This window comes from Micromonospora sp. IBSANI012, from assembly GCF_052814045.1.
The window spans coordinates 95057-120343 of sequence record NZ_CP199933.1; the positions used below are offsets into that span (position 1 = coordinate 95057).

Here is a 25287-nt window from a genome sequence, read left to right on the forward strand (position 1 = left end):
GTGGCGGCGCGACGCCGGTAACGCCCTGACACCGGCCACCCGGTCGCCGAGCCGCTCGACAGGCAGCAGACCGGGAGGCCAACTCGATGGGCAGCGTCCAGATCGTCACCACGATCCTCGCGGCCGCCATCACCGCCGTGGCGGTGTGGCTTGCGGTGCGCGCGGTCATGAAGATGACGGCCGTCATCCGGCTCGGGCAACCCGCCCCGGAGCGGTTCACCGACAAGGGCGCCCGCACCAGGACCATGCTGGTGGAGACCGCCGGCCACACCCGCATGCTGAAGTGGAGCGTGGTGGGTGCCGCGCACTGGTTCGTGATGGTCGGCTTCATCGTGCTGTCGCTGCTGGTGCTCGAGGCGTACTTCGAGGTGGTCACCCCGACCGGCGGGCTGCCGATCATCGGGCACTGGACGGTCTTCGGCCTGGCCACCGAGGTCATCGGCGTGCTGGGCCTGGTCGGCATCCTGGTGCTGATGGCGATCCGGCTGCGCAACCGGCCCACCCGGCCGGGCGGTCGCTCCCGGTTCACCGGCTCGACGATGTGGCAGGGCTACTTCGTCGAGTGGATCGTGCTGCTGGTCCTGATCTTCGGGTTCGTGATCCGGGGCTTCAAGGTCGCCACCGACCACTTCGAGTACCCGGTCTGGGCCACCCCGCTCAGCCACGCGGTCGGAGCGGTGCTGCCCGACTGGCAGGACGGCGCCAGCGTCGCCGCGCTCATCAAGATCGCTATCTCGATGACCTGGCTGATCGTCATCTCGCTGAACGTGACCATGGGTGTCGCCTGGCACCGCTTCCTGGCGTTCCCCAACATCTTCTTCAAGCGCGAGCCGGCCAAGCCCGCCGGCTCCGGCCTCGGCGCCCTGCGGCCGATGATGAGCGAGGGCAAGCCGCTCGACTTCGAGGAGGCCGACCCGGAGAAGGACCAGTTCGGCGTCGCCCAGGTCGAGCAGTTCACCTGGAAGGGCCTGCTGGACTTCAGCACCTGCACCGAGTGCGGCCGCTGCCAGTCGCAGTGCCCGGCCTGGAACACCGGCAAGCCGCTGTCGCCGAAGCTGCTGGTCCTGAGCCTGCGCGACCACGCGTACGCCAAGGCGCCGTACCTGCTGGCCGGTGGCGGCAAGGACCTCACCGGCGAGGAGAAGGCCACCGCCGCGCAGCTCGCCCACGTCGACGTGCTGGCCCTGGCCGAGGCCGACAAGCCGCTGATCGGCACCGCCGAGGAGGGCGGGGTCATCGACCCCGACGTGCTCTGGTCGTGCACCACCTGCGGCGCCTGCGTCGAGCAGTGCCCGGTCGACATCGAGCACGTCGACCACATCGTCGACATGCGCCGCTACCAGGTGCTGATCGAGTCGAGCTTCCCGTCCGAGGCCGGCGTCATGCTCCGCAACCTGGAGAACAAGGGCAACCCGTGGGGCGCCCCGCAGAACACCCGCGAGGACTGGACCAAGGGCCTCGACTTCGAGGTGCCGCGGGTCGGCGAGGTGGACGACTTCGAGTACCTGTTCTGGGTCGGCTGCGCCGGCGCGTTCGAGGACCGGGCCAAGAAGACCACCCGCGCGGTCGCCACGCTGCTCAACGAGGCCGGCGTCAAGTTCGCCATCCTCGGCGAGGGCGAGACCTGCTCGGGCGACCCGGCCCGCCGGATCGGCAACGAGTTCGTCTTCCAGATGCTCGCCCAGCAGAACGTCGAGACCCTGAACGAGGCGTTCGAGGGTCGGGAGAAGGCCAAGCGCAAGATCGTGGCCACCTGCCCGCACTGCTTCAACACGCTGGGCAACGAGTACGGCCAGCTCGGCGGCGAGTTCGAGGTCGTGCACCACACCCAGCTCCTGGCGCACCTGGTCTCGACCGGCAAGCTGACCCCGGTGCAGCCGGTGGACGGCGGGGTCACCTACCACGACCCCTGCTACCTGGGCCGGCACAACCGGGTCTTCGCCGCGCCGCGTGAGGTGCTGGGCGACGCGATCGCCGGCGAGCTCACCGAGATGCCGCGCAACAGCGAGCGCTCCTTCTGCTGCGGCGCCGGCGGCGCCCGGATGTGGATGGAGGAGAAGATCGGCAAGCGGATCAACGTGGACCGGGTCGAGGAGGCCATGGCCACCGGCGCGCGGACGGTCGCGGTCGGCTGCCCGTTCTGCTCGACGATGCTCAACGACGGGGTCAACGGCAAGGGCGCCGGCGAGCAGGTCGAGGTCATCGACGTGGCCAGCGTGCTGCTCCGCTCGGTCAAGCCCGAGCAGCCGCAGGGCGACAAGGAGACCGAGCCGGTCGCCGGCTGAGGCGTACCCCCGGACCACCGGACACCCGACGGCGGTGGCACCCACGAGGTGCCACCGCCGTCGTCGTGCTCAGGAGACGGTGGTGGTGACGATCGCGGCCGTGGTGGCCGCCGTGGTGGCCACCAGGACGGCGGCCTGGGTCTCCTCGATCGCCTTCTTCGTCGCCGCGGACGCCCAGTCCCCGGCGGCGATCTCCGCCACCCGGGCCGTCAGTCGCTCCTTCGGCACCTCCCCGAAGAGCGTGCGGTCCAGCCCCACCGCGCGGGCGAGACCGATCAGCGCGGCCGTCCGGGCGTCGACCGGGCCGTCGGCGGCCAGCGCGTCGAGCATCCGCCGCCGGGCGGCCGTCTCCGCCGCCGGCTCCGCGCCGGTCGGCGACGGATAGCGGGTACGCGGGAAGACCAGCAGCACCCGGTCGGACTCGCGGCGCAGCACCCCGCCGTCGACCAGGCCCGCCAGCACGCGGTCGGGCAGGCCCTTGGCCAACCGGCTCATCCAGTCCTTGGGCTTGCGACGCTTCTCGTCGGCGGCGAGGGCGGCGAGGGCGTCGTCCAGCACCGGGTGGCCCGTCGGGGTCGGGTCGGTCACCGAAAGCCGGTCGTCGGCCACCGCCACCCGGCCGGCCAGGGCCAGGTCGAGCAGCACCGCCCCGACCAGGCCGTAGTCGAGGCGCGGCCGGCCGAGCCGGTTGGTGCCGGCGTCGTCGTGGGCGAGCAGGACCAGTTCGTCGGCGAGGCTGAGGGTCGGCATGCGTCCACGTTAACCACGGGCCACCAGGGCCACCTCGGGTGAACTCGTGCGCCGCGAGCGGCCGTGGAACAATCGCGCTCATCGACGGCCTGTTGCTCGGCACGCTGTTGCCCCTGGTCGGCTTCGTCCTGCTGACCGCCGGCAACGCGTTCTTCGTCGCGGCCGAATTCGCCCTGGTCACCGTCGATCGGGCGGAGATCGACCGGCGCGCCGACGCCGGGGACGGCGCGGCGGCCACGGTACGCCGGGCGCTGCGCGGGCTCTCCTTCCAGCTCTCCGGGGCGCAGCTCGGCATCACGCTCACCGCGCTGCTCACCGGCTATCTCGCCGAGCCGGCGCTGGCGCGGCTCTTCGCGCCGGTGCTGCGGCCGGTGGGCGGGACAGAACGGTTCGGCCCGCTGCTCGCCCTGGCGCTGGCCACCCTGCTCTCGATGCTCTTCGGCGAGCTGGTGCCGAAGAACCTCGCGCTGGCCCGGCCGATGCCCGCCGCCCTGGCCACCGCCGGCCCGATGCACCGCTTCTCCCGGACCTTCGGCTGGCTGATCCGGGCGCTGAACGGGTCGGCGAACCGGCTGGTCCGGGCGCTGGGCGTGGAGCCGCAGGAGGAGCTGGCCAGCGCCCGCTCCCCGGAGGAGCTGGGGCTGCTGGCGGCCATCTCGGCCCGGGCCGGCGCGCTGCCGCCGGACATCGCCATGCTGCTGCGCCGCACCATCCGCTTCGGCGACAAGCGCGCCGCCGAGGCGATGACCCCCCGGGTCGACGTGGTGGCGCTGCGGGCCACCGCCACCGTGGCCGAGCTGCTGGAGGCGTCCCGGCAGACCGGACGGACCCGCTTCCCGGTGTACGAGGAGACCCTCGACCTGGTTACCGGGGTCGCCGGCGTACCGGACGCGCTCGGGGTGCCGCTGGACCGCCGCGCCTCCACCACCGTCGCGGCGGTGGCCCGCGAACCGGTGTACGTGCCGGAGAGCCTGGACCTCGACGGCGTGCTGGCCGCGCTGAAGGACGCCGGCGCCGACCTGGCCATCGTGGTCGACGAGTACGGCGGCACCGACGGCGTGGTCACCATCGAGGATCTGGTCGAGGAGCTGGTCGGCGAGATCGCCGACGAGTTCGACCCGGACGCGGTGGACGACGCCGGCGCGGCCGAGCTGACCGTGCCGGGCGGCGAACGGACCGTCCTGCTCGACGGGGTGCTCCGCGAGGACGAGCTGGCCGAGCAGACCGGCTTCCGGCTGCCCGAGGGCCCGTACGAGACGCTGGCCGGGTTCCTGATGGCGCGGCTGGGCCACATCCCGGTGCCCGGCGAGACGGTCGAGGAGTCCGGGTACGAGTTCACCGTGGTCGAGGTGGAGCGGCACCGGATCGAGCAGGTCCGCATCGTGCGGCCGGAGGAGCCGGACGGCGATGACTGAGCTGCTGGTCGCCCTGGCGTTGCTGCTCGGCAACGCGTTCTTCGTGGGCAGCGAGTTCGCGCTGATCGCGTCGCGCCGTACCGTGGTCGAGCCGCTCGCGGCGACCTCCCGGCGGGCCCGCTGGGCGCTGTCGGCGATGAACCAGATCCCGCTGATGATCGCCGGGGCGCAGCTCGGCATCACGGTCTGCTCGCTGGGGCTCGGGGCGATCGCCGAGCCCGCCCTGGCACACCTGATGGAACCGGCGTTCCACGCACTGGGGCTGCCGAGCTCGGCGGTCCACCCGCTGTCGTTCCTGATCGCCCTCGCGGTGGTGGTCTTCCTGCACACCGTGGTCGGCGAGATGGTGCCGAAGAACATCACCCTGGCCGGGCCGGAGCCGTCCGCGCTCTGGCTCGGGCCGGTCATGCTGGCGTTCTGCGTGGCGACCAAGCCGCTGCTGGTCGCGATGAAGTGGGCGGCCCGTCGGGTGCTGTGGCTGTGGCGGGTGGAGGCGACCGAGGCGGTGAAGACGGTGTTCACCGCCGAGGAACTCGCCGGGCTGGTGTCGCAGGCGCGCACCGAGGGTCTGCTGGACGCGGAGGAGCACGCCCGCATCACCGGGGCGCTGGCCCTGCACCGGCGGACCGCCGCGGACGCCCTGCAACCCTGGTCGACGGTGACCACGGTGGCCGAGGACGTCTCACCGGCGTCGCTGGAGGTGCTGGCCACCCGGACGGGCCGGTCCCGCTTCCCGGTGGTGCAGCGGTCGACCCGCCGGGTGCTCGGCTTCGTGCACGTCAAGGACGTCCTCGGGTACGCCGGGGCGTCCCGCCGGGCCCCGGTGCCCGCCGACGTCTACCGGCCGCTGGCGGTGGTGCCGCCGGACCGTACGCTGGCCGATCTGCTGCTGGCGATGCGGCGCGAGCGGCGGCACATGGTGCTGGTGAGCGACGGTCGCCGGCCCCTCGGCGTGGTGACATTGGACGACGTATTGACCGCCGTCGTTGGAAAATGAGCGAACACCCTTTGTGTGCAAGCGGTTGCACAGGCGTGATGCTCTAATGACCCACCTTGAATTCGTACGGACGGTTCCCTAATGTGGGGCACCGACCGCTGTGGGTCGTCTGCCTCCGTCTTCCCCTCAGCGAGGCGCCCGGCGGTCGGTCGCTAAGGAGTCGGTGCCGGTGGCAACCATGCCCCCTCATCGTCACGCCCAGGGTCGTCCGCCCACTCACCCCGGCGGCCTGCGTCGGGTCGCCCGCCGCCTGCTCACATTGGTCGCCGCCGTGGTCGTCGGCGCCGGGATGTTCGCCGTGCCGGCGCACGCCGCGCCCACGCCGGACGAGATCGAGGCGGCGATCGACAAGCAGTGGGAGCAGCTCGAGCCGACCATCGAGCAGTACAACAAGGTCCGCGCGCAGCTCAAGGTCAACCGCAAGAAGTCGGCGGAGCTGGAGAAGAAGATCCAGCCGCTGGCCCTGCAGACCGAGCTGGCAATGAACCGGGTGGGCGACCTCGCCTCCCGGTACTACATGACGGGCCCCTCGCAGGACATCGGCGCGCTGCTGGTCAGCGCCAAGCCGGGCACCCTGACCGAGCAGCTGACCATCCTCGACCGCCTCGCCGCGCAGGAGCGCAAGGAGCTCCAGGTCGTCATCAACGCCCGGCAGAAGTACGACGGCGAGAAGCAGAAGCTCGACGCGCTGATCGCCGCGGAGGTCAAGCAGGAGAAGGAGCTGGCCGCCAAGAAGGCGCAGATCAACTCCGAGATCAAGCGGCTCCAGGCGTCGATGCCGAAGACCGTCGTCAAGGTGGCCGGCTGCCCGACCGTCAAGGGCGTGGTGAGTTCCGCCGCGCAGACCGCCATCCGGGTGGCCTGTCAGCAGGTCGGCGACCCGTACGTCTGGGGTGCCGACGGGCCGGACTCGTTCGACTGCTCCGGCCTCACCCAGTACGCCTACAAGGCCGCCGGCATCTACCTGACCCACCACACCGGCGCCCAGTGGAACGAGGGCAGGGCCATCCCGCGCTCCGAGGCGCGCCCCGGTGACCTGGTCTTCTTCTTCAGCGACCTGCACCACGTGGGTCTCTATCTCGGCAGCGGGCTGATGGTGCACGCGCCACGGACCGGCAAACCGGTCCAGGTCACCAGCATCGACTACATGCCGGTCGCCGGCTTCCGACGACCGAACTGACCCCGAGCCCGCCGCGAAACCCCCGGTCGACCGACCGGGGGTTTCGCGTATCCGGGACCCGGCACGGCATGGCGGGTTGCGGATCGATAACAGTCGTCTCTACTCTGGTCCTTCGTCGGCCGCGACAGGTCCGTCCAACCCGGGCGGCAGTGGCCGGCACCGCCGAGTCGCCTCCGGGCGAGCCGGGGACCCAGGTAAGCCGGGGTGAATCCGCAGCCACTGCGGTAGGGCGCTCCCTTCCCGCCCGAACCCGTCAGCTAACCCGGTAGGCGGTCGCGGAAGAAGGAGCCCGGAGCCCGGTGGCACACCATGCCCCGCGGCCACCGTCGTACCGGTCGACCCAGGTCGCCCGGCTGACGGCTGCGCCGCGCCCACGCTGGTCCCGCTTCACCACTGTCCTCGCCGCCCTCGCCGGTGCCGCCGTCGTACTGACCGGCGCTGCCACGGCGGCCCACGCCGACCCCTCGGTCGCCGAGATCGAGCGGCAGATCGACCAGGACTGGAACAAGCTCGAACCGATCATCGAGCAGCACAACGCCACCCGCCAGGACCTGGCCGCCAAGCGCCGGCAGGTCGACGCGCTGGCCAAGCGCATCGAGCCGCTGCAACTCCAGGTCGACCTCGCGATGAACCAGGTCACCGGGCTCGCCGCCGAGGCGTACAAGGGGGAGAACGTCTCCGCCGTCAACGCCCTGCTCGGCAGCAGGTCCCCCGCCGAACTGGTCGACCAGCTCGAAATGCTCGACCGGTTCGCCCAGCGCCAGCAGCGCGACGTGCGGGCGGTCAAGGAGCTGCGGGACAAGCTGGCCGCGGAGAAGGCGCCGCTGGACGAGATGGTCGCCCAGCTGACCCGTACCGAGGCCCAGCTCGCCGCGAAGAAGAAGCAGATCAACGCCGAGATCGACCGGCTGCAGAAACTGCGGCTCAAGGTGTACGGCAACGGTGGCGGAGGCCCGCTGCGCCCGGCCCCGTGCCCGGCCGGCTACCCCGGCGGCCCGGCCGGCACGGCGGTCAAGTTCGCCTGCGCGCAGATCGGCAAGCCGTACGTCTGGGGGGCCGAGGGCCCCAACTCGTACGACTGCTCCGGGCTGATGCTCGCGGCGTGGGCGAAGGCCGGTGTCTCGCTGCCGCACAACGCCCGTCAGCAGCGCCAGGTGACCGCCCGGGTCAGCCGGGCCGACCTGCGCCCCGGCGACCTGGTCTTCTACTACGCCGACCTGCACCACGTCGGCATGTACGTCGGCGGCGGCTGGGTGGTGCACGCCTCCCAGGCGGGCCAGCCGATCAAGATGAAGCGGGTCGACGACGGGCCGGTCAACAGCTACGGCCGGCCGGGCTGAGCGCGGGCCGGGCTCCCGGGGTTCCGGGGGCCCGGCCGACGTCAGCGGGTGGGCCAGGTGCGCCAGTGCTGCCAGGAGCGGCTCGGGGTCGGCCCGCGCTGGCCCTGGTAGCGCGACCCGTAGACGGCCGAGCCGTACGGGTGCTCGGCCGGGGACGAGAGCCGGAAGATGCAGAGCTGGCCGATCTTCATCCCGGGCCAGAGCGTGATCGGCAGGTTCGCCACGTTCGACAGCTCCAGCGTCACGTGGCCGGAGAAGCCCGGGTCGATGAAGCCGGCGGTCGAGTGGGTGAGCAGGCCGAGCCGGCCCAGGCTGGACTTGCCCTCCAGGCGCCCGGCGAGCGTGTCGCCCAGCGAGATGACCTCCAGCGTGGAGGCGAGCACGAACTCGCCGGGGTGCAGCACGAACGGCTCACCCTCGGGCACCTCGACCATCGAGGTGAGCTCGTCCTGCTGGATCGCCGGATCGATGTGCGTGTACAGGTGGTTGTTGAAGACCCGGAAGAGCTTGTCGAGCCGCACGTCGATGCTGGACGGCTGCACCAGCGTGGGCTCGAAGGGCTCCAGCGCGAGCGTGCCCGCCTTGATCTCGGAGACCAGGTCGCGGTCGGAGAGCAGCATCGGCACACCATATCGAGCGGACCGGGTGACCTGCGTGTCGGACTACGCGTTCGTACACATGTTCGATAGGATGTCCGTATGGCTTCCTGGTCCGAATTCGCCGCTGACGAGCCCCGACTCGCCGACGGGATCCGCCTTCTCATGCAGCAGTACGGGCCGGGCTTCGGCTACCTGGCCACCGTCCGCGCCGACGGTGGGCCCCGGGTGCACCCGGTCTGCCCCATGATCACCGACGAGGGTCTGTTCTGCTTCGTCGTCGACTCGCCCAAGCGGCGCGACCTCGAGCGCGACGGGCGCTACGCGTTGCACTCGTTCCCGCCAGAGGAGACCGACGACGAGGCGTACGTCGCCGGTCGCGCGCAACCGGTCACCGACCCGGCCCGGGTCGCCCGGGTGGCCCGCCTCGGCCGGGCGGCGCCGCAGGTCGACTGGCGACTCTTCGAGTTCAGCGTCGACGTGGCGATGCTGACCCGCCGCGAGCAGGGTGGGCTCGGCCAGCCCGGCGAGGGCCACGTGTCCTCCGCCGTCCAGGTCTGGCTCGATCCGGTCGCCGCCCACCGCGGCGGCGACGCCGCCGGCGTACCCGATCGGCGGCCGGGCCGCCGCGGCCGCCACGGTTTCGACACCCGCCGCCCCGCCGCTTGACCGCCGAGACGCCGATGCCGGCCCCGTCGGAGCGACGGAGCCGGCATCGGCGTCTGCTGGGGTGTTACGCCGCGCGGTACGCGTTCCACGCGGTCAGCATGCGGCTCGCCTGACCAGGGGTGAACTGGTACATGCACGAGTCGTAGGTGTAGTCCATGAAGTTGGTGATCGGGTCCAGGCCGGCCGTGGCGCAGGTGTCCCGCCCGGTCGGGCACTGGAACGCCGGCGAGGCCTCGGCCGGGGTGTCGCTGACGCTGTCACCCGAGCCGGAGCATCCACCCTGGAAGGTGTGGTAGAGGTTCAGCCAGTGGCCGACCTCGTGGGTGCCGGTGTCGCCCTGGTTGTAGTTGGCGGCGGTGCCGCCCGGCAGCGACTCGCTCAGCACGACCACGCCGTCCATGCTGTTCAGCTTCCGCTGCGGGAAGGTCGCCCAGCCGAGCAGGTCGTCGCTCAGCTCGCCCAGGTAGATGTTGAGCGTGTTCTTGCCGCCCTCGCGCAGGGAGGTCTTCATCGACCGCTCCGCCGAGGAGCCCTGCACGATCGGGTACCACGCCGGGTTGGTCACCCGGTTGATCTTCGTCAGCTGGAAGCCGAAGGCCGTGGCCGCGCCGCCGGTGGCACCGGCGTAGGCCTGGTTCAGCACGCTGATCTGCGAGGTGATCATCGAGTCCGGGATGTTGCCGCCAGCGCGGGTGCTGTCGCGCTGGATCACGTGCACGACGACCGGGATGGTGACGCTGGCCAGCGGGGCGGCGGCCTGGGCGCCGGCCCGGAAGCTCGCCCGCTCGCGCAGGGCGGTGGCGAGGTCGGCCTCGCGCTCGCGGACCTGCTTGGCGGTCAGCTCGTTGGGTTCGTGCTTGGCGATCCCGCCCTTCTTGATCCGGGCGTCCGAGTGGACGTCGGCCGGCTCGGCGCAGGCCTCGCTCGGGGCGGCGGAGAAGGCGGAAGCAGCGGGGACGACGCCCACCGCGGCGGTGCTGAGCAGCAGCGCGAGGGTCGTTGACGCGACACCGGCGGCACGCCGGGTCAGCAGGTTGGGACGGAGTCCCATGGGCCCACCTCTTTCTGGCGGCGTGACAGGGGGTATGTCACACCGTGGTCGAGAACGTGGGGGTGACGTTACAACCGATCGACAGATTTGAGAACGGGCATATGTTGCCGCTGTGAAACTTTTAGCTCTACGTGAATGCGTTGCGTCCAAGATCGATCACGGTGGCGGGGAGTGCCGGCGTGCCCGGGGGTACCTGGGTGCACGGCGGCGGTCACCTCAGGTACAGTGGTGCCGCCTGCGGGTGTAGTTCAATGGCAGAACATCAGCTTCCCAAGCTGACAGTGCGGGTTCGATTCCCGTCACCCGCTCCACGATCGAGGCCCTGGCCAGGACGCGAGTCCCAGCCAGGGCCTTCGGTGTTCCAAGGTCAGCGATCACGCCGCGTGCCATTGGCGTGCCATTAGCTCCGGTGGGAGATGAGCGGTCTGCCTACGAAGCTGACCCGGGACGAGGCCATCGTTCTGGTCGAGCGGATCATGAGCCTCGGCTACGCGGACAACGCTGAGCTGAACGTCTTGCTCGATCAGCTCGAACGTGGCCTCGTCTACCCGGACATCTCCGAACTGATCTTCTCGGTCCCCGAGCTGACGGCCACTGAGGTCGTCGACCGGGCCAGCGCCTACGAGCCGATGGAGATTCGGTCCGGGCCATGGGCGGAGCCGTTGACCAGCTAGCGTCACCTGTCGCCGCGCTTCTTGCTCTTCCTCTCGGCTGTCGCATTTTCTGGCATCACCGATGCCTAGGCAGCGGGCGTCCACTGCCGAATTGTTCTCTTGAGTATCAAGGCGGCCCGCAAGCGGGCCGCGCCGGCCCGGCCCCGGCCTGCTGGCGACCTCCGGCCGGCATCGGCCGGGCCGGCCCGCCACGCTGACGGACGACCGGGATCTAGAGACCTCGGGGCTCCGCCCCGAACCCCGACCCTCCTCAGAGATGCCGCCGCGGCTCCCCTCGCCGGGCACCACAAGGGCTACCAGCCTCCCCGGACGGGGACTAGGTCGTTCGTCCGGTAGGGCGCTCCACCTGGTCCCCGTCCGGGGAGGCTGGTTGGTCGGAGACTGCCCGACGAGGAGATCCGCTCTCCGAAGCGCTGGCAGTCGGTGAGGGAGCCGCGCCTATGGGTGGTCCAGGGGAGGGAGGTCCACATGCTCGCCAAACGGCTCGATGGATCCATCCCAACCGTTCCAACCCTGTTGGGTGATCTGCCCGTCAGCGTAGGTGTATGACCAGCGGGCACCGTCCTCGCCCTCGATATGGACGATTCCCGAGCAAACGAACGGCGCAATCGCGACGTAGAAGGCCGTCGCCTGGTCCGACCACTTGGGGTCACCCTCGTCGTCGTAACCGAACTCGATCCAGTCTCCGTCGCGGATGATTGAGGCTCCGGCCGCCTCCGCCATGTCGGCCAGCGTGTCATTCGACGGAGACCCATCCGGCTTGTACCAACCACCCCGTCCAGCCATGGCGGCTTGGACAGCGGCGACCGCAGCGACGTCGTCCGACTCCGGGAGGTTCAAACGGCCTGAAGGCATCACCAGGTATCCCACGGCGCGCACGCTACAACGGTCAATGCCCGCCACGCCACAAGCGTCGGCTGTCTACCTCGGGAGTAGGCCGAGTGGCCGGCGGGACGCATCTGCCAGCTCGCACAGCAATGTCGGATGGTGGCGTGCCAACTACGTGCCAGTAGCCAATGCCCCGAGCGGGCACGAGCGGGCATGAGCTGTGACTCACTCCGATGCAATGAGCAGGCGTTCCAGGCCTTCCCAGGCGGTCATCTTCGTCCTTCCAAACTGGCGGTTTGGTAAGGCAGCCGGTGGCCCCGAGGCGCAGACGACGACAAGATACGGAGATGGATCGGCCAGCTCCCGCGGAGAGCCTGCAAGTCGGCGACGTTGTGCGGCTCGACACGCAGTACGGACCACAGCAAGTGCGGTTGACGGTAGTGCAGCATCGGGTGCGCGGCGTCAAGCTTGTCGGCGTGGGCGAGCAAGGCCAGCAGTGGTCGTTCGGGATGAGGGTACGGACAGATGGCGACCAGGCTCGACGGTAGATAGTTCTCGCGTGCCATTAGCGTGCCATTGGGCCAGGACAGCAGGGTCCAACCGAGGCCACGAGAGACCCGCGAGAGCAGGGCGCCAACCCAGCAGCCAGCCCCACATCGGCAATTCCCAAGCTGACAGTGCGGGTTCGGTTCCCGTCACCCGCTCCACGATCGAGGCCCTGGCCAGGACGCGAGTCCGAGCTAGGCCTTCGACGTTCCTCCGGCCACGAACACGCGGCGGGCCATCCACGGGCCACGCTTCCCGCTCAAGGTCCATTCGGCGCAGCGGCACGGGGTCCTGCCTCGGAAGACGCCCCCTCATCCCGATGAGGTGGTCCAGCTGATGCAGGAGGAGGGTCTGGTCGGTTGCGCGGGTTGGGAGTTGACCCGCTCCGCCGCCCTTCGACAGGCGAGGTGCCAGTCGCCGGCTCGTCGATGGTGGCGATGTGACGCACCGGCGAGGCGAGTAGCCACAGCACGGCGAGGGCACCGCCAAGGCCGGCGACGACCAGTGTCGGTCGCAGGCCGATGGTGGTGCCCAACCAGCCGCCAACCAGCGCTCCGAGCGGTCTGATCCCGTAGTTGACGGCGCTGTACGCGCCCGCCCGCCGTCCACGCGCGTCGTCGGGCGTGACCGAGGTGAGCAGGGCGTTGAGGTTGACGTCCATCAGCATCACACCGACGCTGGATACCAGTTCGATAGCCGCGAGCGCCGCGATTCGGGCCCAGGTTGGGCCGGACACGAACGCTGTCAGCGCCAAAGGTGCGGGGAAGAGAACCACGCCGATCATCGCGGTGCGGCCCAGTCCGATGGTCCGGGAGACCCGAGGTGCCAGTGCCGCACCAGCCAGTCCACCTACCGCCCCGATGCCGAACGCGATGCCGATAGCGCCGGCCGACAGACCAAGCTCACGGCTGGCATACAGCACGAGCAGTGCGTTGGACATGAGGGTGAAGAAGTTGACCGTGCTCGTGCAGCCGAGAGCGGCGCGCATCACCGGATGACGCAGCACCAGCATGAGTCCGTCGCGGACCAGGCCAAGCGTCGATGACCGCGTTGGCGCCGGCCGGGCCTCGGCCACCGGAATCCGGCCGATCAACAGCGCGGAGCCGAGGAAGGACACCACGTCGACGAGGACCGCGACCGGGGCGGTGAGAGCCTGGACCAGGCCGCCGCCGAGAGCCGGCCCGGCCACGAACGAGGCCGCACGGCTCAGGCTCAGCTTGCTGTTCGCCTCCACGTAGGCCGACGGCGGGACCAGAGCGACGAAGAACGCCTGGCGCGCCATGGCGAACAGAACCGCACCAGCCCCGGTGAGCAGGGCGACCAGATAGAGCTGAGTCAGCGTGACCACGTCCAGTAGGTAGGCCACGGGAAGGCTGAACAGCACCGCCGCGCGGACCAGGTCGGCCACGATCAGCAGGCGGCGCTTGCGGGTCCGCTGATCCACCCACGCGCCGACGAACATGCCCAGCAGGTAGGGCAGCCAGATCAGCGCGGTAAGGACGCTGACCTGCGCGGGCGTCGCGGCGAGGACGGTGACAGCGATCAGCGGCAGGGCCAGCTCGCTGATCCGGTCGCCGAACTGGGAGACCGTTTCGCCGATCCAGAAAGTCCGAAACCGACGATTGTCGCGCAGGACCGTCCGGGGTGCCGTGCCTGTGGCGGTCATGACGCCGCCGGGTCGTCGCCGGGCTCAGGCAGCAGATAGCGCAGCATCCGGACGAGCCGCGCATTGTCCGGCAACTGGCCACCCTTACGCCGGACGTACGGCGCGAGCAGTGCCTCGATCGCTTCTTCGAGCTGCCGCAACTCGTCAGCAGTAACGGCGAACCGGGTATCGGCCAACCCCGCCAGGGCTCGCCACTCCGGATCCAGCCGCGGCTCGTCCCGCAGCGACCACTGCACGGGCGCCTCCGCGGATCGGGCGAACATCTCGGCGCGCAGCTGCCGCCCCGCGTTCTGACCCTCTGCATCGTCGGGCATGGTGAACCGGAACCCCCTGGCTGCCGCCTGCCACCACCGCTCTCGCTTACTCGTCGCCCCGTCCCAGTCGGTGACGAGACCGAAGGAAGCGAGGTGCCTCAGGTGCCAGCTGACGACCGATGGCGTGGCACCGACGTGCGGTGCAAGCTTGGTGGCCGTCGCGGGGCCGTGTCGCTGCAGCCGTTCAAGCAAAGCCAGCCGTACCGGATGAGCCAACGCCCGCAGCGCCTGCGGAGAGGTCAGCTCCACATCTCCGTACGGATTCGTGAGAGACATGTCTCGAAAGTAGTCTCTCAGATCGGCGCGGGCAACCCCGCTCCTTCCCCGGCGACGACGTCGCGGCGGGACATCGTGACCGTCCCGGCTCGTCCACAATGATCGGCATGACGGTCCGATACGACGAGGTGCTCGGCCCGCTGCGTGAGGCATACGACTCGCACGCGGCGTGGCGTGACGCGCTCACCAAGGAGCCGTGGAAGCTGGCGGAACGACAGGCGTTCCGTGACCGGCTGGCGCCGGGTGCACGGCTGCTGGAGATCGGCGCCGGCACCGGACAGGACAGCGCCTACTTCCAGCAGGAGGGCTTTGCCGTCGTCGCGTCCGACCTCTCGCCGGTGATGGTCGAGCACTGTCGGGCCAAGGGCATCGAGGCCCATGTCATGGACTTCTTGCACCTGGATTTCCCGGCCGGCTCGTTCGACGCGGTGTTCGCGATGAACTGCCTGCTGCACGTACCCAACCACGATCTGCCCGCGGTCCTCGCGACGATCCGGGCGATCCTGCGCCCCGGCGGGCTGTTCTTCGTCGGCGTGTACGGGGGCAACGAGAGCGCCGAAGGTCCCATCAGCGACGACGAGCACGAGCCGCCGCGCTTCTTCTCGTTTCGCACCGATGAGCAGCTGCTCGGCTTCGCCGCCGCGTCGTTCGACGTCGTGGACTTCCACCCCGTAGACGTCGGCCGCGGCCACCGGTTCCAATCGCTGACGCTGCACCGTCCGGACCTCCGATAAACGGAGCACGGTCCCCGGGCTGGACGGTCGCCGACTCGTGGCTGCGGCGTACCTTCTGCCCGTGGTCACCCCCCAGGAGATTGCGGGTCTCCAGCCGACGCCTCCCGCGGAACTCGGTCAGCTGGCTGATCGGCCCGAGCGCCGGGCGCGACATCGTCGGGCATGACTGGGTGGAGCGAACGGCCACCGATCTCGGCGGTTCGCTGAGCACGGGCCCCGATCACGGCCTGCTGACCTCATTCGCCGCGCTCGGCGGCGAGGGTTTCGATCCCGCCGACGTAGACCCACGGATCGCCGACTTCTACGAGCGCGCCTCCCGGTGGCACCTGGATCTGTGGTCGGAGTGGTCTGCGGTTGCTTGGCCATTCGGCCGGATCATCACGGCCCTGCTTGTCCGAAGCGACGCCAGGCGTCGTCGGCCACCGCGTTGACGCTGTTGCCTGCGGTGACAACGTCTGTGGCGATGAACCGTTCCGCTTCGCCCGCGCGCCAGCGGACCGCTCGGTGCGCGAGATCGGCGTACTCGGGGAACAACTGCGCGAGGTACTCGCCTGCCGCGGCCTTGGAGATGATGTCACCGTGGGCCAGCGTGTAATGCAACCGCGCGGGTCCGAGCACGAGCCAGGGGACGATCTTGCCGTCCATCACCGCGTCGGGGGCCACGCCGGCCAGCGCTGACGGGAAGGTCGCCACGGCCGACTGCCAGTACTCACGCAGGTTGTCGAGGTTGTAGCGGCGCAACCGCTCGGGATCGACTCGTACCCCCAGCTCTGCGACGGCCGGGCCGCGGACCGGGATGCCGTACCGCTGCAAGGTCAACCACAGCACCGGCGTGAGCTCGCCGCAGGGCTTGTCGGTCGTGAACTCGCCGTTGACCAGGAAGGGCACGGCCCGCCGGTCGGTCGGCCAGGACCGCGCCAGCGCGGGCTCGAGGTAGACCCCGTCGAAATGGGGTGACCGAGGCATCTCGGCGTGGATCTTCGCGAGCTGGGCGAGGTCCTCGGCGGTCGCCGGGCGCGATGTCATGATCACCGTGTCGACGTCACTCGCGCCGGGCTGCCAGGCGCCGAGCGCGGCGGACCCCACGACGTACAGGTGTCGCACGTATCCGGGCAGTGCCTGATCGACCGCTCGGAGATACCTGCGCGTCAGCTTCTCGATCACCCGGGTGACCGTAGCAACCGGACGCCGACCCGGCTTCGACCTTGAAGGGCCGTTGACCCAGCAGGCCATCCACGGCCGTGAGTCAATGTCACCACGTGGAAGGCGCCGCCATGCAGAATGGCGGCGGAGGTGATCGATATGGTCGACCGGGAAAGCGTGCCCAGGCTCTGTTCGGTGGTGCTCGACTGCACCGACGCCAGGTCCCTCGCGGAGTTCTACCGAGCTCTGTTGGGCCTCGTCTACCGGCCGGGTGACGAGCCGCCGGAAGCGGGGCAGGCGGATGAGCGTGGCCGCGACTGGCTCGTGCTGAGGAGCCCCGACGGCGGTCCGCAGCTGGCCTTCCAGCAGGTCGACCAGCTGCCGGAAACGACCTGGCCGAAGAACCGGGTGCCGCAGCAGCTGCACCTCGACCTGACCGTGGCGTCGGTCGAGGAGTTGCAGGTGCAGCACGACCGCGTCATGCGCCTCGGTGGTCGGCTGCTGTACGACCGCAGCGACGACCCCGACGAGCCGCTCCGCGTCTACGCCGATCTAGCCGGTCACCCGTTCTGCATCTTTGTCGGCTAGTCGCAGGAGGGCCGATGTCCATGTTCCGCACCCCGCAGGTCGTCCTCTTCAGCGCCGACGTCCCGCGCGCCGTGGCGTTCTACACGGGGCTGGGCTTCACCGAGGCCTTCCGCGTGCCGACCGACGGCGAACCGATCCACGTCGACCTGACGCTCGACGGCTACCGGATCGGTATCGCGTCGGTCAGCTCCACCCGGGACGACCATGGCCTCGACCCGGTGCCCCATGGGCAGCGGGCCGCCGTGATTCTCTGGACCGACGACACCGCCGCCGCCTGGGCCCGGCTCACCGCCGACGGCGCTCCCGCCCTCGCCGCGCCGCACCCCTGGCTCGACCGCCTCCTGATCGCCTGGACCGCCGACCCGGACGGCAACCCGATCCAGATCGTCCAGCACCGCTGAGGCGATGCACCGGCCTGGCCGACGTGCTGGGGACCGGCGCGGTTCGGGCGACCCGCCCGCGCCGGTCACCACCCACCGGCCACCGGTGTTGATCAATCGTGCGGGTACCAGCGCAGCTCGACGACGTTGCCGTCCGGGTCGCGGACGTACAGCGAGGTGGCCGAGCCCCGGGCGCCGAACCGGCCCACCGGCCCCTCCACCACGTCGAAGACGCCGGCGGCGATCACCTCGTGCCAGTCGAGCGGCGCGACCACCAGGCAGAAGTGGTCGACGTTCGAGGAGCCCCGCCGACCGTGGACCAGGTCGATGATCGTTCCGGCGTCGACGCGCACCGAGGGGAAGGGCACCTTGCCGGCCCGCCACTCGTCGACGCGTACCGGGGCCAGGCCGAGCGGTCCGCAGTAGAACGCCAGCGCGCGCTCGACGTCGGCGACGGTGAGCACCAGATGGTCGAAGCCGGTCACCCGTACGGCGCTCACGCCGCCTCCCGGGCGTACGCCTGGCGCAGCCAGTCGCCGAACAGGGCCGGGTCGACCTCGTCGGCGGCCCGCAGCTTCACCGACGCCATCGACCGGGCGCCCGGCAGCAGCCGGCCGGACGGGTCGTCGACCTGCTGACCGTGCCAGAGCCCGAAGGTCAGGTACGACGGGTACGCCTTGACCAGGCAGACCGGGTCCCGTCCCGGCCGGTCCCCGCGCCCCCAGACCGGGTGGCCGTGCCAGATGGCGCCGGATGCGCCGGGCAGCGCCGCCTCGATGACCGGCCGCAGCCTCGCGGCGATCTCCCGCAGTGGCTCGTCGAGCCCGGCGAGGTATTCGGTGACGGTGATCGTACTCATTGCGCACTCCTCGGCGTAGCGACTTCTTTGCTGGCCACCAGCCTGGTCGGAGCGGGGAACGCGACCAAGCCGCGATCTGACTACGATCGTTGAGCCGGATTCAACGATGGGAGCCCGGGTTGCTGGAGCGGCACGAGGTCGAGACCTTCCTGACCCTCGCCGAGGAGCTGCACTTCGGGCGGACCGCCGAGCGGTTGCGGGTCACCACCGGGCGGATCAGCCATGTGGTGAAGAAGCTGGAACGGCGGATCGGTGCGCCGCTCTTCGAGCGCACCAGCCGGGTCGTCCGCCTCACCCCGATCGGCCACCGGCTCGCCGACGACCTGCGACCGCTGGTCGCCGGGATGGAGGACGCCGTACGGCGGGCCGTCGAGGCCGGGCGCGGCGTCACCGGCGAGCTGCGGGTCGCCTTCCTCGGCGAGTGGACCGCGCCGGTGCTGCTCCGCGCGGTCAACCTGTTCCGCGAGCGGCACCCTGACTGCGAGGTGCATGTCCACGAGGCCCAGCTGGCGAACTCCCGGTCCAGCCTGGTGGACGGCTCGATCGACGTGCTCATCGCCGCGTACCCGTTCGACGGCATGGCCAACGGCCCGGCGCTGCTGTCCGAGAGTCGGGTGCTGGCGGTGGCGGCCGGGCATCCGCTGGCCGGCGCGGAGTCCGTTTCCCTGGAGATCCTCGCCGACCACCCGGTGGTGCAGTACCCGGCGGTGACCTCGGCGGAGTTCAAACGCGACCGCACCCCGGACCGCACGCCGTCCGGGCGTCCGGTGCCGAGGGGACCGGTCGGCAACACCTTCTCGGAGATGCTCTCGCTGGTCGCGATGGACCGTGGCGTGCTGCCGGTCGGCGAGCATACCCGGCGGTACTACCCGCGTCCGGACGTCGCCTACGTGCCGATCCACGACGCGCCGCCCATCCGGCGGGGCCCGGTCTGGCTGGAGACCAACACCACCGAGCGGGTACGCGAGTTCGTCCGGGCCGCGGCGGACAGCGCGCGCCGAGGGTGACTGGCAGGATGCCCGGCATGCGGGTGCTGGACGAGATCCGGGCGCTGGTCGAGTCGATCGCGCCGCTCGACGAGATGGAGGCGGCGCACCGGGCGCAGTGCCTCGACTGGCTGGCGGCGACCGACGACGTCTTCCGGCGGGCGAAGCCCCGCACCCCGTCGCCGCACCTCGTCGCGTACTTCCTGCTGCGCGACGCCACCGACGGCGGCGTCCTGCTGGTCGACCACCGCAACGCCGGGCGATGGCTGCCCACCGGCGGCCACGTGGAGCCCGGCGAACATCCGGCGCAGACCGTACGCCGGGAGGTGGTCGAGGAGCTGGGCGTGCCGGCGGTCTTCCCACCGGAGCCCGGTGAACGCCCGCTCTTCCTCACCGTCACGCCGACGGTCGGGCCGCCCGAGGACCGGCACGTCGACGTGAGCCTCTGGTACGTGCTGGCGGGCCGTCGGGACCAGCCGCTCACGCCCGACCCGGGGGAGTTCCGTGCCGTCCGGTGGTGGACACCCGCCGAGGTGGCCGCGGCGGACCCGGCCACCCTCGACCCGCACCTGCCCCGGATGTTGACCAAGCTGGCGGCGGGCTGACCGGAGGGCTCAGCCGCTGGCGAGCGTCGACACCCGGTCGGCGTCCCGCCGGGGCAGGGTGGCCAGGGCGAGCCCGAGCAGCGCGCTCACCGATCCGACCAGGAAGAACAGCGAGAAGGTCGGCTGGCCCAGCCACTCCCAGAGCGGGTGCCACTGGGGGTGCGGCTCGGCCCGGTGGTGGCTGACCAGCGCCGGCACGGACACCAGGACCGGCACCCACCAGAGGAAGAGCGTCACCCCGAAGAGGACCTTCACCACCGCCCGGGCCGGGTGGGGCGTCTCGGTGCGCCGGCTCGCCCAGCCGAAGACCAGCCAGCCGGCCAGCGCGCCGAGCAGCCCGCCGCCGATCGCGGCCGGGAGGACCAGCGGCGGCGTGGTGCGGCGCAGGGCGATCGACAGGTACGGGGACTCGGGCTCCGGCCGCGAGTTGACCGTGACGGTGAGGAGGGTGTCCCCCCGGCTGGCGTCGAGGGTGGTCCAGGTGACCGGCACGAGGGAGCCGCAGAGCTTGTCGGCGCAGTTGTCGAAGGTTTCCGTCGTCATCTGGTCGAGGTGCCAGCCGGCTTCCCGGAGCCGACGCTGGGCGACCGCGACCGTCTGCTCGGGCGGGGCGGGTGGCGGGCCGGCGGCCCACGCGTCGGTGGCGGTCTGCTGGTATTCCCCGCCGTCGCCGAGGAGCACGTTGTCCAGGGCTTGCAGGGTCAGCGGCTGGGTGTAGAACCCGAAGAACGTCGACGGGGTGGTGATCTCGTCCGGTTCGCGGTCGGGCAGCACGGTCCGGAAGACCGCACCGGTCTCGGCGCGGCCCGGCAGCGGTCGAGCGGTCTCCCAGGCGACCCGGGCGGACAGTGCCGCGCTGAAGAGCCCGCAGACGACCGCGGCCAGCACCGCCCAGGCGACGACCGTGCTGCTGCCCGGTCGACCGAGCCGGCAGCGCATCCCGTTCCGGATCAGATCGACGGCCTCCCGCAGCCGTGGCCTGGTCCGTCCGGGCGGTGCGGTGTCGAGCAGCAGGGCGACCAGCTCGTCGCCGCGCTCCCGCCGGTAGGCGCGTGGATAGCAGCGCAGCAGGCGGCGGTAGCGGCGCGCGAGCGGGTCGCCGGTCGATGCCATGGCCTTCCCTCCGGGGGCTCGGTCTCGCCTCGGGTGGTGCGGGGTGCGGTCCCGCCGACTGGCGGGACGGGGATGGTGCCGCGTCGGTCGGGTGGGTGGCGGTTCAGGCGGTGCCGGGGCGGAACGCGCGCAGCCGGGCCTCGGCGGCGGTGGCGAGCTGCCGCAGCCGGCCGGCCTCGGCCCCGAGGGCGGCGTGCCCCTCGGAGGTGAGACGGAAGTAGCGGCGCCGCCGACCATCCACGGTCTCCTCCCGGTCGGGCTCCACCAGGCCTTCGGCGGTGAGCCGGTCCAGCGCGGTGTAGAGGGTGCCGGGGAGCAGGGTCACCCGCTGCTCGGAGAGGACGGCGACGTCCTGGACGATGCCGTAGCCGTGCCGTGGACCGCCGGCGAGCGCGGTGAGGATCAGGAAGGTCGGTTCACGCATCGCCGCCATGCGCCGGATCATATACAGATGATCGATGTATGAACAGACCCGTGTCGGGTGGCCCGGGCCGGGTCGGGCCGTACCCTGGCGATCATGCGGATTGGCATCGTGATCCTTCCCGACCAGCGCTGGTCCGAGTCGCAGCGCCGCTGGCGCCAGGCGGACGAGTGGGGCTTCGACCACGCCTGGACGTACGACCATCTGGGCTGGCGCGACCTGGTCGACGGCCCCTGGTTCGACTCCATGGCCACCCTGACCGCCGCCGCGACGGTGACCTCCCGGATCCGGCTCGGCACCCTGGTCGCCTCGCCGAACTTCCGGCACCCGGCGGCCTTCGCCCGGCAGGTCACCGCCCTCGACGACGTGTCCGCCGGCCGGGTGCTGCTCGGCCTCGGGGCGGGCGGCATCGGGTTCGACTCGGCGGTGCTGGGCGGCGAGACCCTGCCGCCCCGGCAGCGGGTGGACCGCTTCGGCGAGTTCACCGAGCTGCTCGACCTGGTGCTGCGGGAGGACGGCGCCACCTGGCGGGGTGACTGGTTCGCCGCGGTGGACGCCCGCAACAACCCGGGCTGCGTGCAGCAGCCCCGGGTGCCGTTCGTGGTGGCCGCGAACGGTCCCCGGTCGATGCGGCTGGTGGCCCGCTTCGGGCAGGGCTGGGTCACCACCGGCACCGGCGGCGACGACCTGACGAGCTGGTGGGACGGGGTGGGGCAGCTCTGCGCCCGGCTGGACCAGACCCTGGACGCCGCCGGTCGGGATCCGGCCACCATGGACCGCTACCTGTCGCTGGACTCGGCGCCGGCCTTCTCGCTGAGCAGCGCCGACTTCTTCGCCGATCAGGTGGCCCGGGCGGCGGCGCTCGGCTTCACCGACGTCATCACCCACTGGCCCCGGGCCAGCAGCTGGTACGCCGGCGACGAGGCCGTCCTGGTGGACGTCGCCACCCGCCTCCTGCCCGAGCTGCGCACCGCCTGACCCCGGCGGCCATGGTCACCCGTCACCTCCTTTGCTCTGCTGTCGCGGAGGCAACAGCGACCGGCTGTTTCTGTTGCCGTCAGGGCAGCAGAGCAAAGGACGCGCAGCGGTGTCGGCGCGCCCGGCTCCCGACCGGAGGCCGGAGTGATGGGGCGCACGCCGGGGACCGCCGGCTGAGGCCCTGGTCGGCGCGTACCTCAGGTGCTGAGGTCTCCGGTGGCGACGCCGCCGTCGCCCCCGGAGACCAGCCGGAAGCGCAGGCAGGCGATCTCGGTGTCGTCGGTGACCGGGGTGCCGACGCGCGCCCAGTAGGCGGCGTGCCCGGCCCGCCACTCCTCGATCGAGCGGTCGCCCTCGCCCTCGGCGCGGGCGAAGTCCCACGGGACGTCGGCGAAGCGGACCACCTCGACGCCGGTGACCTCGACGACCCCGGCGAGGGCGTCGGCGTCGTCCAGCAGGACGAGCCGTTCGCCGGCGTGCTCCAGCTTCTCGCCCTCGTCGGCGTACTCGGTGAGCAGGGTGGCGGTCGCCGTCTTCACCCCGGCCAGCACCAGGGTGTTGAGGTCGGTCCGCACCCGCCCCGGAGTGCCGAGGGCGAGCGTGCGCAGTCCACCGATCCGAGGCCACATCCTGCCGACGTTACCCAGCACCGATTTCCCGTCGTGGGGAATCGGCGACGGCGGCTACGGTGAGGGCCGGCGGAAGGAGCTCGACCATGGCGGACCGGCGCGCGGTGCTCATCCCCGGCCGGGGCTACGACACCCGTTACCCGCTCTTCGCGTACACCGGCGAGGCGCTGCGGCGGACGGGCTTCGACGTCCACGAGATCACCTGGGCGGCGCCGGAGCGCTTCGCCCCCGACCGGGACGGCCCGGCCGCCGCCGTCGGGTGGGTCGTCGGGCAGGTCGAGCAGGCGCTGGGCGAGCGGACCGACCTGCTGGTCGGCAAGTCGCTCGGTTCGCTGGCCGCCCCGCTCGCCACCGACCGGGGACTCGCCGCCGTCTGGCTGACCCCGCTGCTGCACCGGCCCGAGGTGGTCGCGGCGCTGGCCCGGGCCACCGCGCCGTTCCTGCTGGTCGGCGGCACCGCCGACGCCTCCTGGGACGGTGCCGTGGCGCGCCGGCTCACCCCGCACGTGCTGGAGGTCCCCGACGCCCACCACGGGATGCTGGTGCCGGGTCCGCTGGCCCGCTCGGCAGAGGTGCTGGGCCGGGTCTGCACCGCCGTGGAGGAGTTCGTTCAGATCAGCTGGCCGGCGTAGCCGGCAGCGGCGAGCACCCGCTCGTCGCCGGTCGCCCCGTGCGCGTCGAGCACGGCGTCGGCCAGCTTGACCACGTGCGCGTCGCCGTGCCGGGCGGCCCGGGCGAACACCTCCGCCGGGGTGCCGGGCGTGACGGCCGGGATCGCCGTGCCGCGCGGCGGGGCGTACACCGCGGTCACCGCTGCCGTGGCCGACCACGCCGCGGTGAGGCTCGGCGCCCAGAGCGCCGGATCGAGCGCCGGCAGGGTCCGCAGCACCGCCGTGGGCGCGGTCACCGCGTGCACCAGCATCACCGGGTTCTCGTGCCCGTACCGCAGGTAGTCCAGCGCGGCCCGGTGCACCAGCGCGACCAGCCCCCGCTCCGCGTCGGCGGGCGTCCGCGCCGGGCGCGGCGCCGCCACCGCCCCGTCCCACCCGGGTACGCCCGACAGCCGCGCCAGCCGCTGCCGGATGCCGCCGGTGCGATCGTCGATCCGGGGCACCGAGGCCAGCGCGGTGGCCACGTCGGGACCGTCCGGGCGGGACGCCGCATCGAGGCGCAGGCCCGGCACCGGCTGCCAGCGGGCCGCCCAGTAGCCGAGCGCCTGGCCGAGCTCGGCCACCCGGTCGGGGCTGGAGCCGTCCTCACGCAACGCCCGGACGGCGTGGCCGAGCCGGATGACGCCGTGGGTCGCACCGGCCGCGATGCCGGGCAGCAGCCGTGGCCACCAGGTGCCCAGCACCTCGCGCCAGGGGCGCTCGCGCAGCTCCCGGTCGAAGTGGGCGAGCCAGTCGCCGGCGCGTTTCGGGTCACCGAGGGCCTCCCGCCAGTCCTCGATCGGCCCCTGGCCGCGCGGCAGTTCGTCGAGCCGGCGCAGGTAGTCGTCCAGCCAGCGGTGCACGCTCCGGTCGTGGCCGTGCCGCACCAGCGCCTCGACCGCCATCGGCCCGTGGTTGGAGAGCCAGCCCTCGAACTCGGGGCCGGTGCGGTGCAGCCGTCGGTACGCCTCGTCCAGGATGCCGTGGTCCATGCGCCGATCGTCGGACCTGAAGCGCGCTTCAGGTCAAGCGGGCAGCTGGGCGGCGTCGAGCAGCCCGTGCAGGCGCAGTTCCCGGCTCACCTCGGGCGGGCAGTCCCGCACCACCGCCGAGGCGCCGAGCCAGGTCGCGCCCCGGACGGCGCAGATCTCCCGGATCGCCCGCAGCTGCGCCCCGGTGGCGACCCAGTCGTCCACCGCCAGCACCCGGTCGTCCGGGCCGAGCCGCCGGTCCACCACGGCCAGGTCCACCTGCCGGCCGCGGAAGTCCGGGTCGCTCCGGGACCAGGTCAGTGGCCCGGCCGGCAGTCGCCCGTCGCCCGGCTTGTGTGCCGGCGCGAAGCCCACCCCGAGGGCGGTGGCGGCGAGCGGGCCGAGCATCAGCCCGGTGACGGCCGGGGCCACCACCACGGTCGGCCGGGCGTCCCGGAACGGTGCGGCCAGGGCCGGCCCGAGGTCGGCCAGCACCTGCGGGTCGCGCCACCAGCCGGAGATGTCGCTGACCAGGTGGCTGCTGCCCGGCCCCGGATCGACCCAGCGGAACAGCTCGATCAGACGCCGGCGCAGGTCATCGGCCATCCGTCCATCCTCACCCATCGTCGCCACGCCGCGCGGC

General features: G+C 71.7%; 28 protein-coding genes, 1 tRNA gene and 1 riboswitch. Of the genes, 15 read left to right on the forward strand and 14 right to left on the reverse strand.

Annotation, left to right across the window (positions count from 1 at the left end; genetic code table 11):
• Positions 1 to 86 precede the first annotated feature (86 nt).
• Positions 87 to 2285, forward strand: coding sequence for a (Fe-S)-binding protein (locus tag ACTWM8_RS00475; RefSeq protein WP_446212055.1), 2199 nt, complete (start codon positions 87 to 89; stop codon positions 2283 to 2285).
• Between the two features lie 69 nt (positions 2286 to 2354).
• Here ACTWM8_RS00475 and ACTWM8_RS00480 read toward each other — a convergent pair whose 3' ends face one another.
• A complete protein-coding gene (locus tag ACTWM8_RS00480) occupies positions 2355 to 3035 on the reverse strand; it encodes a GOLPH3/VPS74 family protein (protein WP_446212056.1) in 681 nt (226 codons plus the stop codon).
• Between the two features lie 107 nt (positions 3036 to 3142).
• Between ACTWM8_RS00480 and ACTWM8_RS00485 the strand changes: the two genes are divergently transcribed.
• The 4 genes from ACTWM8_RS00485 (at position 3143) to ACTWM8_RS00500 (ending at position 7967) form a co-directional block, all read left to right on the forward strand.
• Positions 3143 to 4450, forward strand: a complete 1308-nt coding sequence (locus ACTWM8_RS00485) for a hemolysin family protein (protein ID WP_446214727.1) — start codon at positions 3143 to 3145, stop codon at positions 4448 to 4450.
• The gene (locus ACTWM8_RS00490) at positions 4443 to 5447 is read left to right on the forward strand and encodes a hemolysin family protein (protein WP_446212057.1); all 1005 of its coding nucleotides are present in this window, start codon (positions 4443 to 4445) and stop codon (positions 5445 to 5447) included. The genes ACTWM8_RS00485 and ACTWM8_RS00490 overlap by 8 nt, the downstream gene beginning before the upstream one ends.
• A 163-nt stretch (positions 5448 to 5610) precedes the next feature.
• Positions 5611 to 6627, forward strand: a complete 1017-nt coding sequence (locus ACTWM8_RS00495) for a C40 family peptidase (protein WP_446212058.1) — start codon at positions 5611 to 5613, stop codon at positions 6625 to 6627.
• Positions 6628 to 6777: 150 nt separating this feature from the next.
• Positions 6778 to 6914, forward strand: a riboswitch (cyclic di-AMP (ydaO/yuaA leader).
• Between the two features lie 12 nt (positions 6915 to 6926).
• The gene (locus ACTWM8_RS00500; RefSeq protein ID WP_446212059.1) at positions 6927 to 7967 is read left to right on the forward strand and encodes a C40 family peptidase; all 1041 of its coding nucleotides are present in this window, start codon (positions 6927 to 6929) and stop codon (positions 7965 to 7967) included.
• 41 nt (positions 7968 to 8008) lie between these two features.
• On the opposite strand, the gene dcd is transcribed toward ACTWM8_RS00500, so the two are convergent.
• Positions 8009 to 8587 (reverse strand): dCTP deaminase, encoded by a 579-nt coding sequence (gene dcd, locus ACTWM8_RS00505; RefSeq protein WP_377612446.1) that lies wholly within the window; start codon positions 8585 to 8587, stop codon positions 8009 to 8011.
• A gap of 78 nt (positions 8588 to 8665) precedes the next feature.
• On the opposite strand from dcd, the gene ACTWM8_RS00510 reads away from it, so the two are divergent.
• On the forward strand, positions 8666 to 9232 hold the full coding sequence (locus tag ACTWM8_RS00510; protein ID WP_446212060.1) for a pyridoxamine 5'-phosphate oxidase family protein: 567 nt from the start codon (positions 8666 to 8668) through the stop codon (positions 9230 to 9232).
• Between the two features lie 64 nt (positions 9233 to 9296).
• Here the strand turns inward: ACTWM8_RS00510 and ACTWM8_RS00515 are convergent, their stop codons facing one another.
• A complete protein-coding gene (locus ACTWM8_RS00515; RefSeq protein ID WP_446212061.1) occupies positions 9297 to 10283 on the reverse strand; it encodes a zinc metalloprotease in 987 nt (328 codons plus the stop codon).
• Between the two features lie 237 nt (positions 10284 to 10520).
• On the opposite strand from ACTWM8_RS00515, the gene ACTWM8_RS00520 reads away from it, so the two are divergent.
• Both ACTWM8_RS00520 and ACTWM8_RS00525 read left to right on the forward strand, forming a co-directional pair.
• Positions 10521 to 10594, forward strand: a tRNA-Gly gene (locus ACTWM8_RS00520).
• 105 nt (positions 10595 to 10699) lie between these two features.
• Positions 10700 to 10957, forward strand: coding sequence for an e9imm peptide (locus ACTWM8_RS00525; RefSeq protein WP_446212062.1), 258 nt, complete (start codon positions 10700 to 10702; stop codon positions 10955 to 10957).
• Positions 10958 to 11395: 438 nt separating this feature from the next.
• Here the strand turns inward: ACTWM8_RS00525 and ACTWM8_RS00530 are convergent, their stop codons facing one another.
• The 3 genes from ACTWM8_RS00530 to ACTWM8_RS00540 form a co-directional block, all read right to left on the reverse strand.
• Positions 11396 to 11827: a hypothetical protein gene (locus ACTWM8_RS00530; protein ID WP_446212063.1), complete on the reverse strand. Its 432-nt coding sequence runs from the start codon at positions 11825 to 11827 to the stop codon at positions 11396 to 11398.
• A 763-nt stretch (positions 11828 to 12590) separates the two neighbouring features.
• On the reverse strand, positions 12591 to 13997 hold the full coding sequence (locus tag ACTWM8_RS00535; protein WP_446212064.1) for an MFS transporter: 1407 nt from the start codon (positions 13995 to 13997) through the stop codon (positions 12591 to 12593).
• Positions 13994 to 14587: an ArsR/SmtB family transcription factor gene (locus ACTWM8_RS00540; protein WP_446212065.1), complete on the reverse strand. Its 594-nt coding sequence runs from the start codon at positions 14585 to 14587 to the stop codon at positions 13994 to 13996. Before ACTWM8_RS00540 ends, ACTWM8_RS00535 begins: the two co-directional genes overlap by 4 nt.
• 98 nt (positions 14588 to 14685) lie before the next feature.
• Here ACTWM8_RS00540 and ACTWM8_RS00545 point away from each other — a divergent pair, with 98 nt between their 5' ends.
• On the forward strand, positions 14686 to 15321 hold the full coding sequence (locus ACTWM8_RS00545) for a methyltransferase domain-containing protein (protein WP_446212066.1): 636 nt from the start codon (positions 14686 to 14688) through the stop codon (positions 15319 to 15321).
• Between the two features lie 378 nt (positions 15322 to 15699).
• Here the strand turns inward: ACTWM8_RS00545 and ACTWM8_RS00550 are convergent, their stop codons facing one another.
• On the reverse strand, positions 15700 to 16485 hold the full coding sequence (locus tag ACTWM8_RS00550; protein ID WP_446212067.1) for a nucleotidyltransferase domain-containing protein: 786 nt from the start codon (positions 16483 to 16485) through the stop codon (positions 15700 to 15702).
• A 138-nt stretch (positions 16486 to 16623) separates the two neighbouring features.
• Between ACTWM8_RS00550 and ACTWM8_RS00555 the strand changes: the two genes are divergently transcribed.
• Together ACTWM8_RS00555 and ACTWM8_RS00560 are read left to right on the forward strand one after the other, a co-directional pair.
• Positions 16624 to 17052 (forward strand): VOC family protein, encoded by a 429-nt coding sequence (locus ACTWM8_RS00555; protein WP_446214432.1) that lies wholly within the window; start codon positions 16624 to 16626, stop codon positions 17050 to 17052.
• Positions 17053 to 17066: 14 nt separating this feature from the next.
• Entirely contained in the window at positions 17067 to 17453 is a 387-nt protein-coding gene (locus ACTWM8_RS00560; RefSeq protein ID WP_446212068.1) for a VOC family protein, read from the forward strand.
• 92 nt (positions 17454 to 17545) lie between these two features.
• On the opposite strand, the gene ACTWM8_RS00565 is transcribed toward ACTWM8_RS00560, so the two are convergent.
• On the reverse strand, positions 17546 to 17932 hold the full coding sequence (locus tag ACTWM8_RS00565; protein WP_446212069.1) for a VOC family protein: 387 nt from the start codon (positions 17930 to 17932) through the stop codon (positions 17546 to 17548).
• Positions 17929 to 18291 (reverse strand): DUF1801 domain-containing protein, encoded by a 363-nt coding sequence (locus ACTWM8_RS00570; protein ID WP_446212070.1) that lies wholly within the window; start codon positions 18289 to 18291, stop codon positions 17929 to 17931. Before ACTWM8_RS00570 ends, ACTWM8_RS00565 begins: the two co-directional genes overlap by 4 nt.
• A 119-nt stretch (positions 18292 to 18410) precedes the next feature.
• On the opposite strand from ACTWM8_RS00570, the gene ACTWM8_RS00575 reads away from it, so the two are divergent.
• Together ACTWM8_RS00575 and ACTWM8_RS00580 are read left to right on the forward strand one after the other, a co-directional pair.
• Positions 18411 to 19298 carry a LysR family transcriptional regulator gene (locus tag ACTWM8_RS00575; protein WP_446212071.1) on the forward strand — a complete coding sequence of 296 codons (888 nt, stop codon included), beginning with the start codon at positions 18411 to 18413 and terminating at the stop codon, positions 19296 to 19298.
• 17 nt (positions 19299 to 19315) lie between these two features.
• Entirely contained in the window at positions 19316 to 19882 is a 567-nt protein-coding gene (locus tag ACTWM8_RS00580) for an NUDIX hydrolase (protein WP_446212072.1), read from the forward strand.
• Between the two features lie 9 nt (positions 19883 to 19891).
• On the opposite strand, the gene ACTWM8_RS00585 is transcribed toward ACTWM8_RS00580, so the two are convergent.
• Complete coding sequence (locus tag ACTWM8_RS00585) at positions 19892 to 20995, reverse strand: hypothetical protein (RefSeq protein ID WP_446212073.1); 1104 nt, start codon at positions 20993 to 20995, stop codon at positions 19892 to 19894.
• Positions 20996 to 21098: 103 nt separating this feature from the next.
• Positions 21099 to 21419 (reverse strand): PadR family transcriptional regulator, encoded by a 321-nt coding sequence (locus ACTWM8_RS00590; RefSeq protein WP_179806071.1) that lies wholly within the window; start codon positions 21417 to 21419, stop codon positions 21099 to 21101.
• A 93-nt stretch (positions 21420 to 21512) separates the two neighbouring features.
• On the opposite strand from ACTWM8_RS00590, the gene ACTWM8_RS00595 reads away from it, so the two are divergent.
• Positions 21513 to 22394 (forward strand): LLM class flavin-dependent oxidoreductase, encoded by an 882-nt coding sequence (locus ACTWM8_RS00595; protein ID WP_446212074.1) that lies wholly within the window; start codon positions 21513 to 21515, stop codon positions 22392 to 22394.
• 197 nt (positions 22395 to 22591) lie between these two features.
• Here the strand turns inward: ACTWM8_RS00595 and ACTWM8_RS00600 are convergent, their stop codons facing one another.
• A complete protein-coding gene (locus ACTWM8_RS00600) occupies positions 22592 to 23023 on the reverse strand; it encodes an ASCH domain-containing protein (RefSeq protein ID WP_446212075.1) in 432 nt (143 codons plus the stop codon).
• 86 nt (positions 23024 to 23109) lie between these two features.
• Here ACTWM8_RS00600 and ACTWM8_RS00605 point away from each other — a divergent pair, with 86 nt between their 5' ends.
• On the forward strand, positions 23110 to 23655 hold the full coding sequence (locus ACTWM8_RS00605; RefSeq protein WP_446212076.1) for an alpha/beta hydrolase: 546 nt from the start codon (positions 23110 to 23112) through the stop codon (positions 23653 to 23655).
• On the opposite strand, the gene ACTWM8_RS00610 is transcribed toward ACTWM8_RS00605, so the two are convergent.
• Together ACTWM8_RS00610 and ACTWM8_RS00615 are read right to left on the reverse strand one after the other, a co-directional pair.
• A complete protein-coding gene (locus ACTWM8_RS00610) occupies positions 23634 to 24665 on the reverse strand; it encodes a questin oxidase family protein (protein WP_446212077.1) in 1032 nt (343 codons plus the stop codon). The two genes, ACTWM8_RS00605 and ACTWM8_RS00610, sit on opposite strands and share 22 nt — an antisense overlap.
• 33 nt (positions 24666 to 24698) lie before the next feature.
• Positions 24699 to 25250: a phosphoribosyltransferase gene (locus ACTWM8_RS00615; RefSeq protein ID WP_446212078.1), complete on the reverse strand. Its 552-nt coding sequence runs from the start codon at positions 25248 to 25250 to the stop codon at positions 24699 to 24701.
• Positions 25251 to 25287 lie beyond the last annotated feature (37 nt).

What these genes read in the sequence shown, in the direction of transcription:
- ACTWM8_RS00475 (WP_446212055.1), top strand. Translation starts at nt 87, where the DNA reads ATGGGCAGCGTCCAGATCGTCACCACGATCCTCGCGGCCGCCATCACC.
- ACTWM8_RS00480 (WP_446212056.1), bottom strand. Translation starts at nt 3,035, where the DNA reads ATGCCGACCCTCAGCCTCGCCGACGAACTGGTCCTGCTCGCCCACGAC.
- ACTWM8_RS00490 (WP_446212057.1), top strand. Translation starts at nt 4,443, where the DNA reads ATGACTGAGCTGCTGGTCGCCCTGGCGTTGCTGCTCGGCAACGCGTTC.
- dcd (WP_377612446.1), bottom strand. Translation starts at nt 8,587, where the DNA reads ATGCTGCTCTCCGACCGCGACCTGGTCTCCGAGATCAAGGCGGGCACG.
- ACTWM8_RS00510 (WP_446212060.1), top strand. Translation starts at nt 8,666, where the DNA reads ATGGCTTCCTGGTCCGAATTCGCCGCTGACGAGCCCCGACTCGCCGAC.
- ACTWM8_RS00515 (WP_446212061.1), bottom strand. Translation starts at nt 10,283, where the DNA reads ATGGGACTCCGTCCCAACCTGCTGACCCGGCGTGCCGCCGGTGTCGCG.
- ACTWM8_RS00525 (WP_446212062.1), top strand. Translation starts at nt 10,700, where the DNA reads ATGAGCGGTCTGCCTACGAAGCTGACCCGGGACGAGGCCATCGTTCTG.
- ACTWM8_RS00535 (WP_446212064.1), bottom strand. Translation starts at nt 13,997, where the DNA reads ATGACCGCCACAGGCACGGCACCCCGGACGGTCCTGCGCGACAATCGT.
- ACTWM8_RS00540 (WP_446212065.1), bottom strand. Translation starts at nt 14,587, where the DNA reads ATGTCTCTCACGAATCCGTACGGAGATGTGGAGCTGACCTCTCCGCAG.
- ACTWM8_RS00545 (WP_446212066.1), top strand. Translation starts at nt 14,686, where the DNA reads ATGATCGGCATGACGGTCCGATACGACGAGGTGCTCGGCCCGCTGCGT.
- ACTWM8_RS00555 (WP_446214432.1), top strand. Translation starts at nt 16,624, where the DNA reads ATGGTCGACCGGGAAAGCGTGCCCAGGCTCTGTTCGGTGGTGCTCGAC.
- ACTWM8_RS00560 (WP_446212068.1), top strand. Translation starts at nt 17,067, where the DNA reads ATGTCCATGTTCCGCACCCCGCAGGTCGTCCTCTTCAGCGCCGACGTC.
- ACTWM8_RS00570 (WP_446212070.1), bottom strand. Translation starts at nt 18,291, where the DNA reads ATGAGTACGATCACCGTCACCGAATACCTCGCCGGGCTCGACGAGCCA.
- ACTWM8_RS00580 (WP_446212072.1), top strand. Translation starts at nt 19,316, where the DNA reads ATGCGGGTGCTGGACGAGATCCGGGCGCTGGTCGAGTCGATCGCGCCG.
- ACTWM8_RS00585 (WP_446212073.1), bottom strand. Translation starts at nt 20,995, where the DNA reads ATGGCATCGACCGGCGACCCGCTCGCGCGCCGCTACCGCCGCCTGCTG.
- ACTWM8_RS00590 (WP_179806071.1), bottom strand. Translation starts at nt 21,419, where the DNA reads ATGCGTGAACCGACCTTCCTGATCCTCACCGCGCTCGCCGGCGGTCCA.
- ACTWM8_RS00595 (WP_446212074.1), top strand. Translation starts at nt 21,513, where the DNA reads ATGCGGATTGGCATCGTGATCCTTCCCGACCAGCGCTGGTCCGAGTCG.
- ACTWM8_RS00600 (WP_446212075.1), bottom strand. Translation starts at nt 23,023, where the DNA reads ATGTGGCCTCGGATCGGTGGACTGCGCACGCTCGCCCTCGGCACTCCG.
- ACTWM8_RS00605 (WP_446212076.1), top strand. Translation starts at nt 23,110, where the DNA reads ATGGCGGACCGGCGCGCGGTGCTCATCCCCGGCCGGGGCTACGACACC.
- ACTWM8_RS00610 (WP_446212077.1), bottom strand. Translation starts at nt 24,665, where the DNA reads ATGGACCACGGCATCCTGGACGAGGCGTACCGACGGCTGCACCGCACC.
- ACTWM8_RS00615 (WP_446212078.1), bottom strand. Translation starts at nt 25,250, where the DNA reads ATGGCCGATGACCTGCGCCGGCGTCTGATCGAGCTGTTCCGCTGGGTC.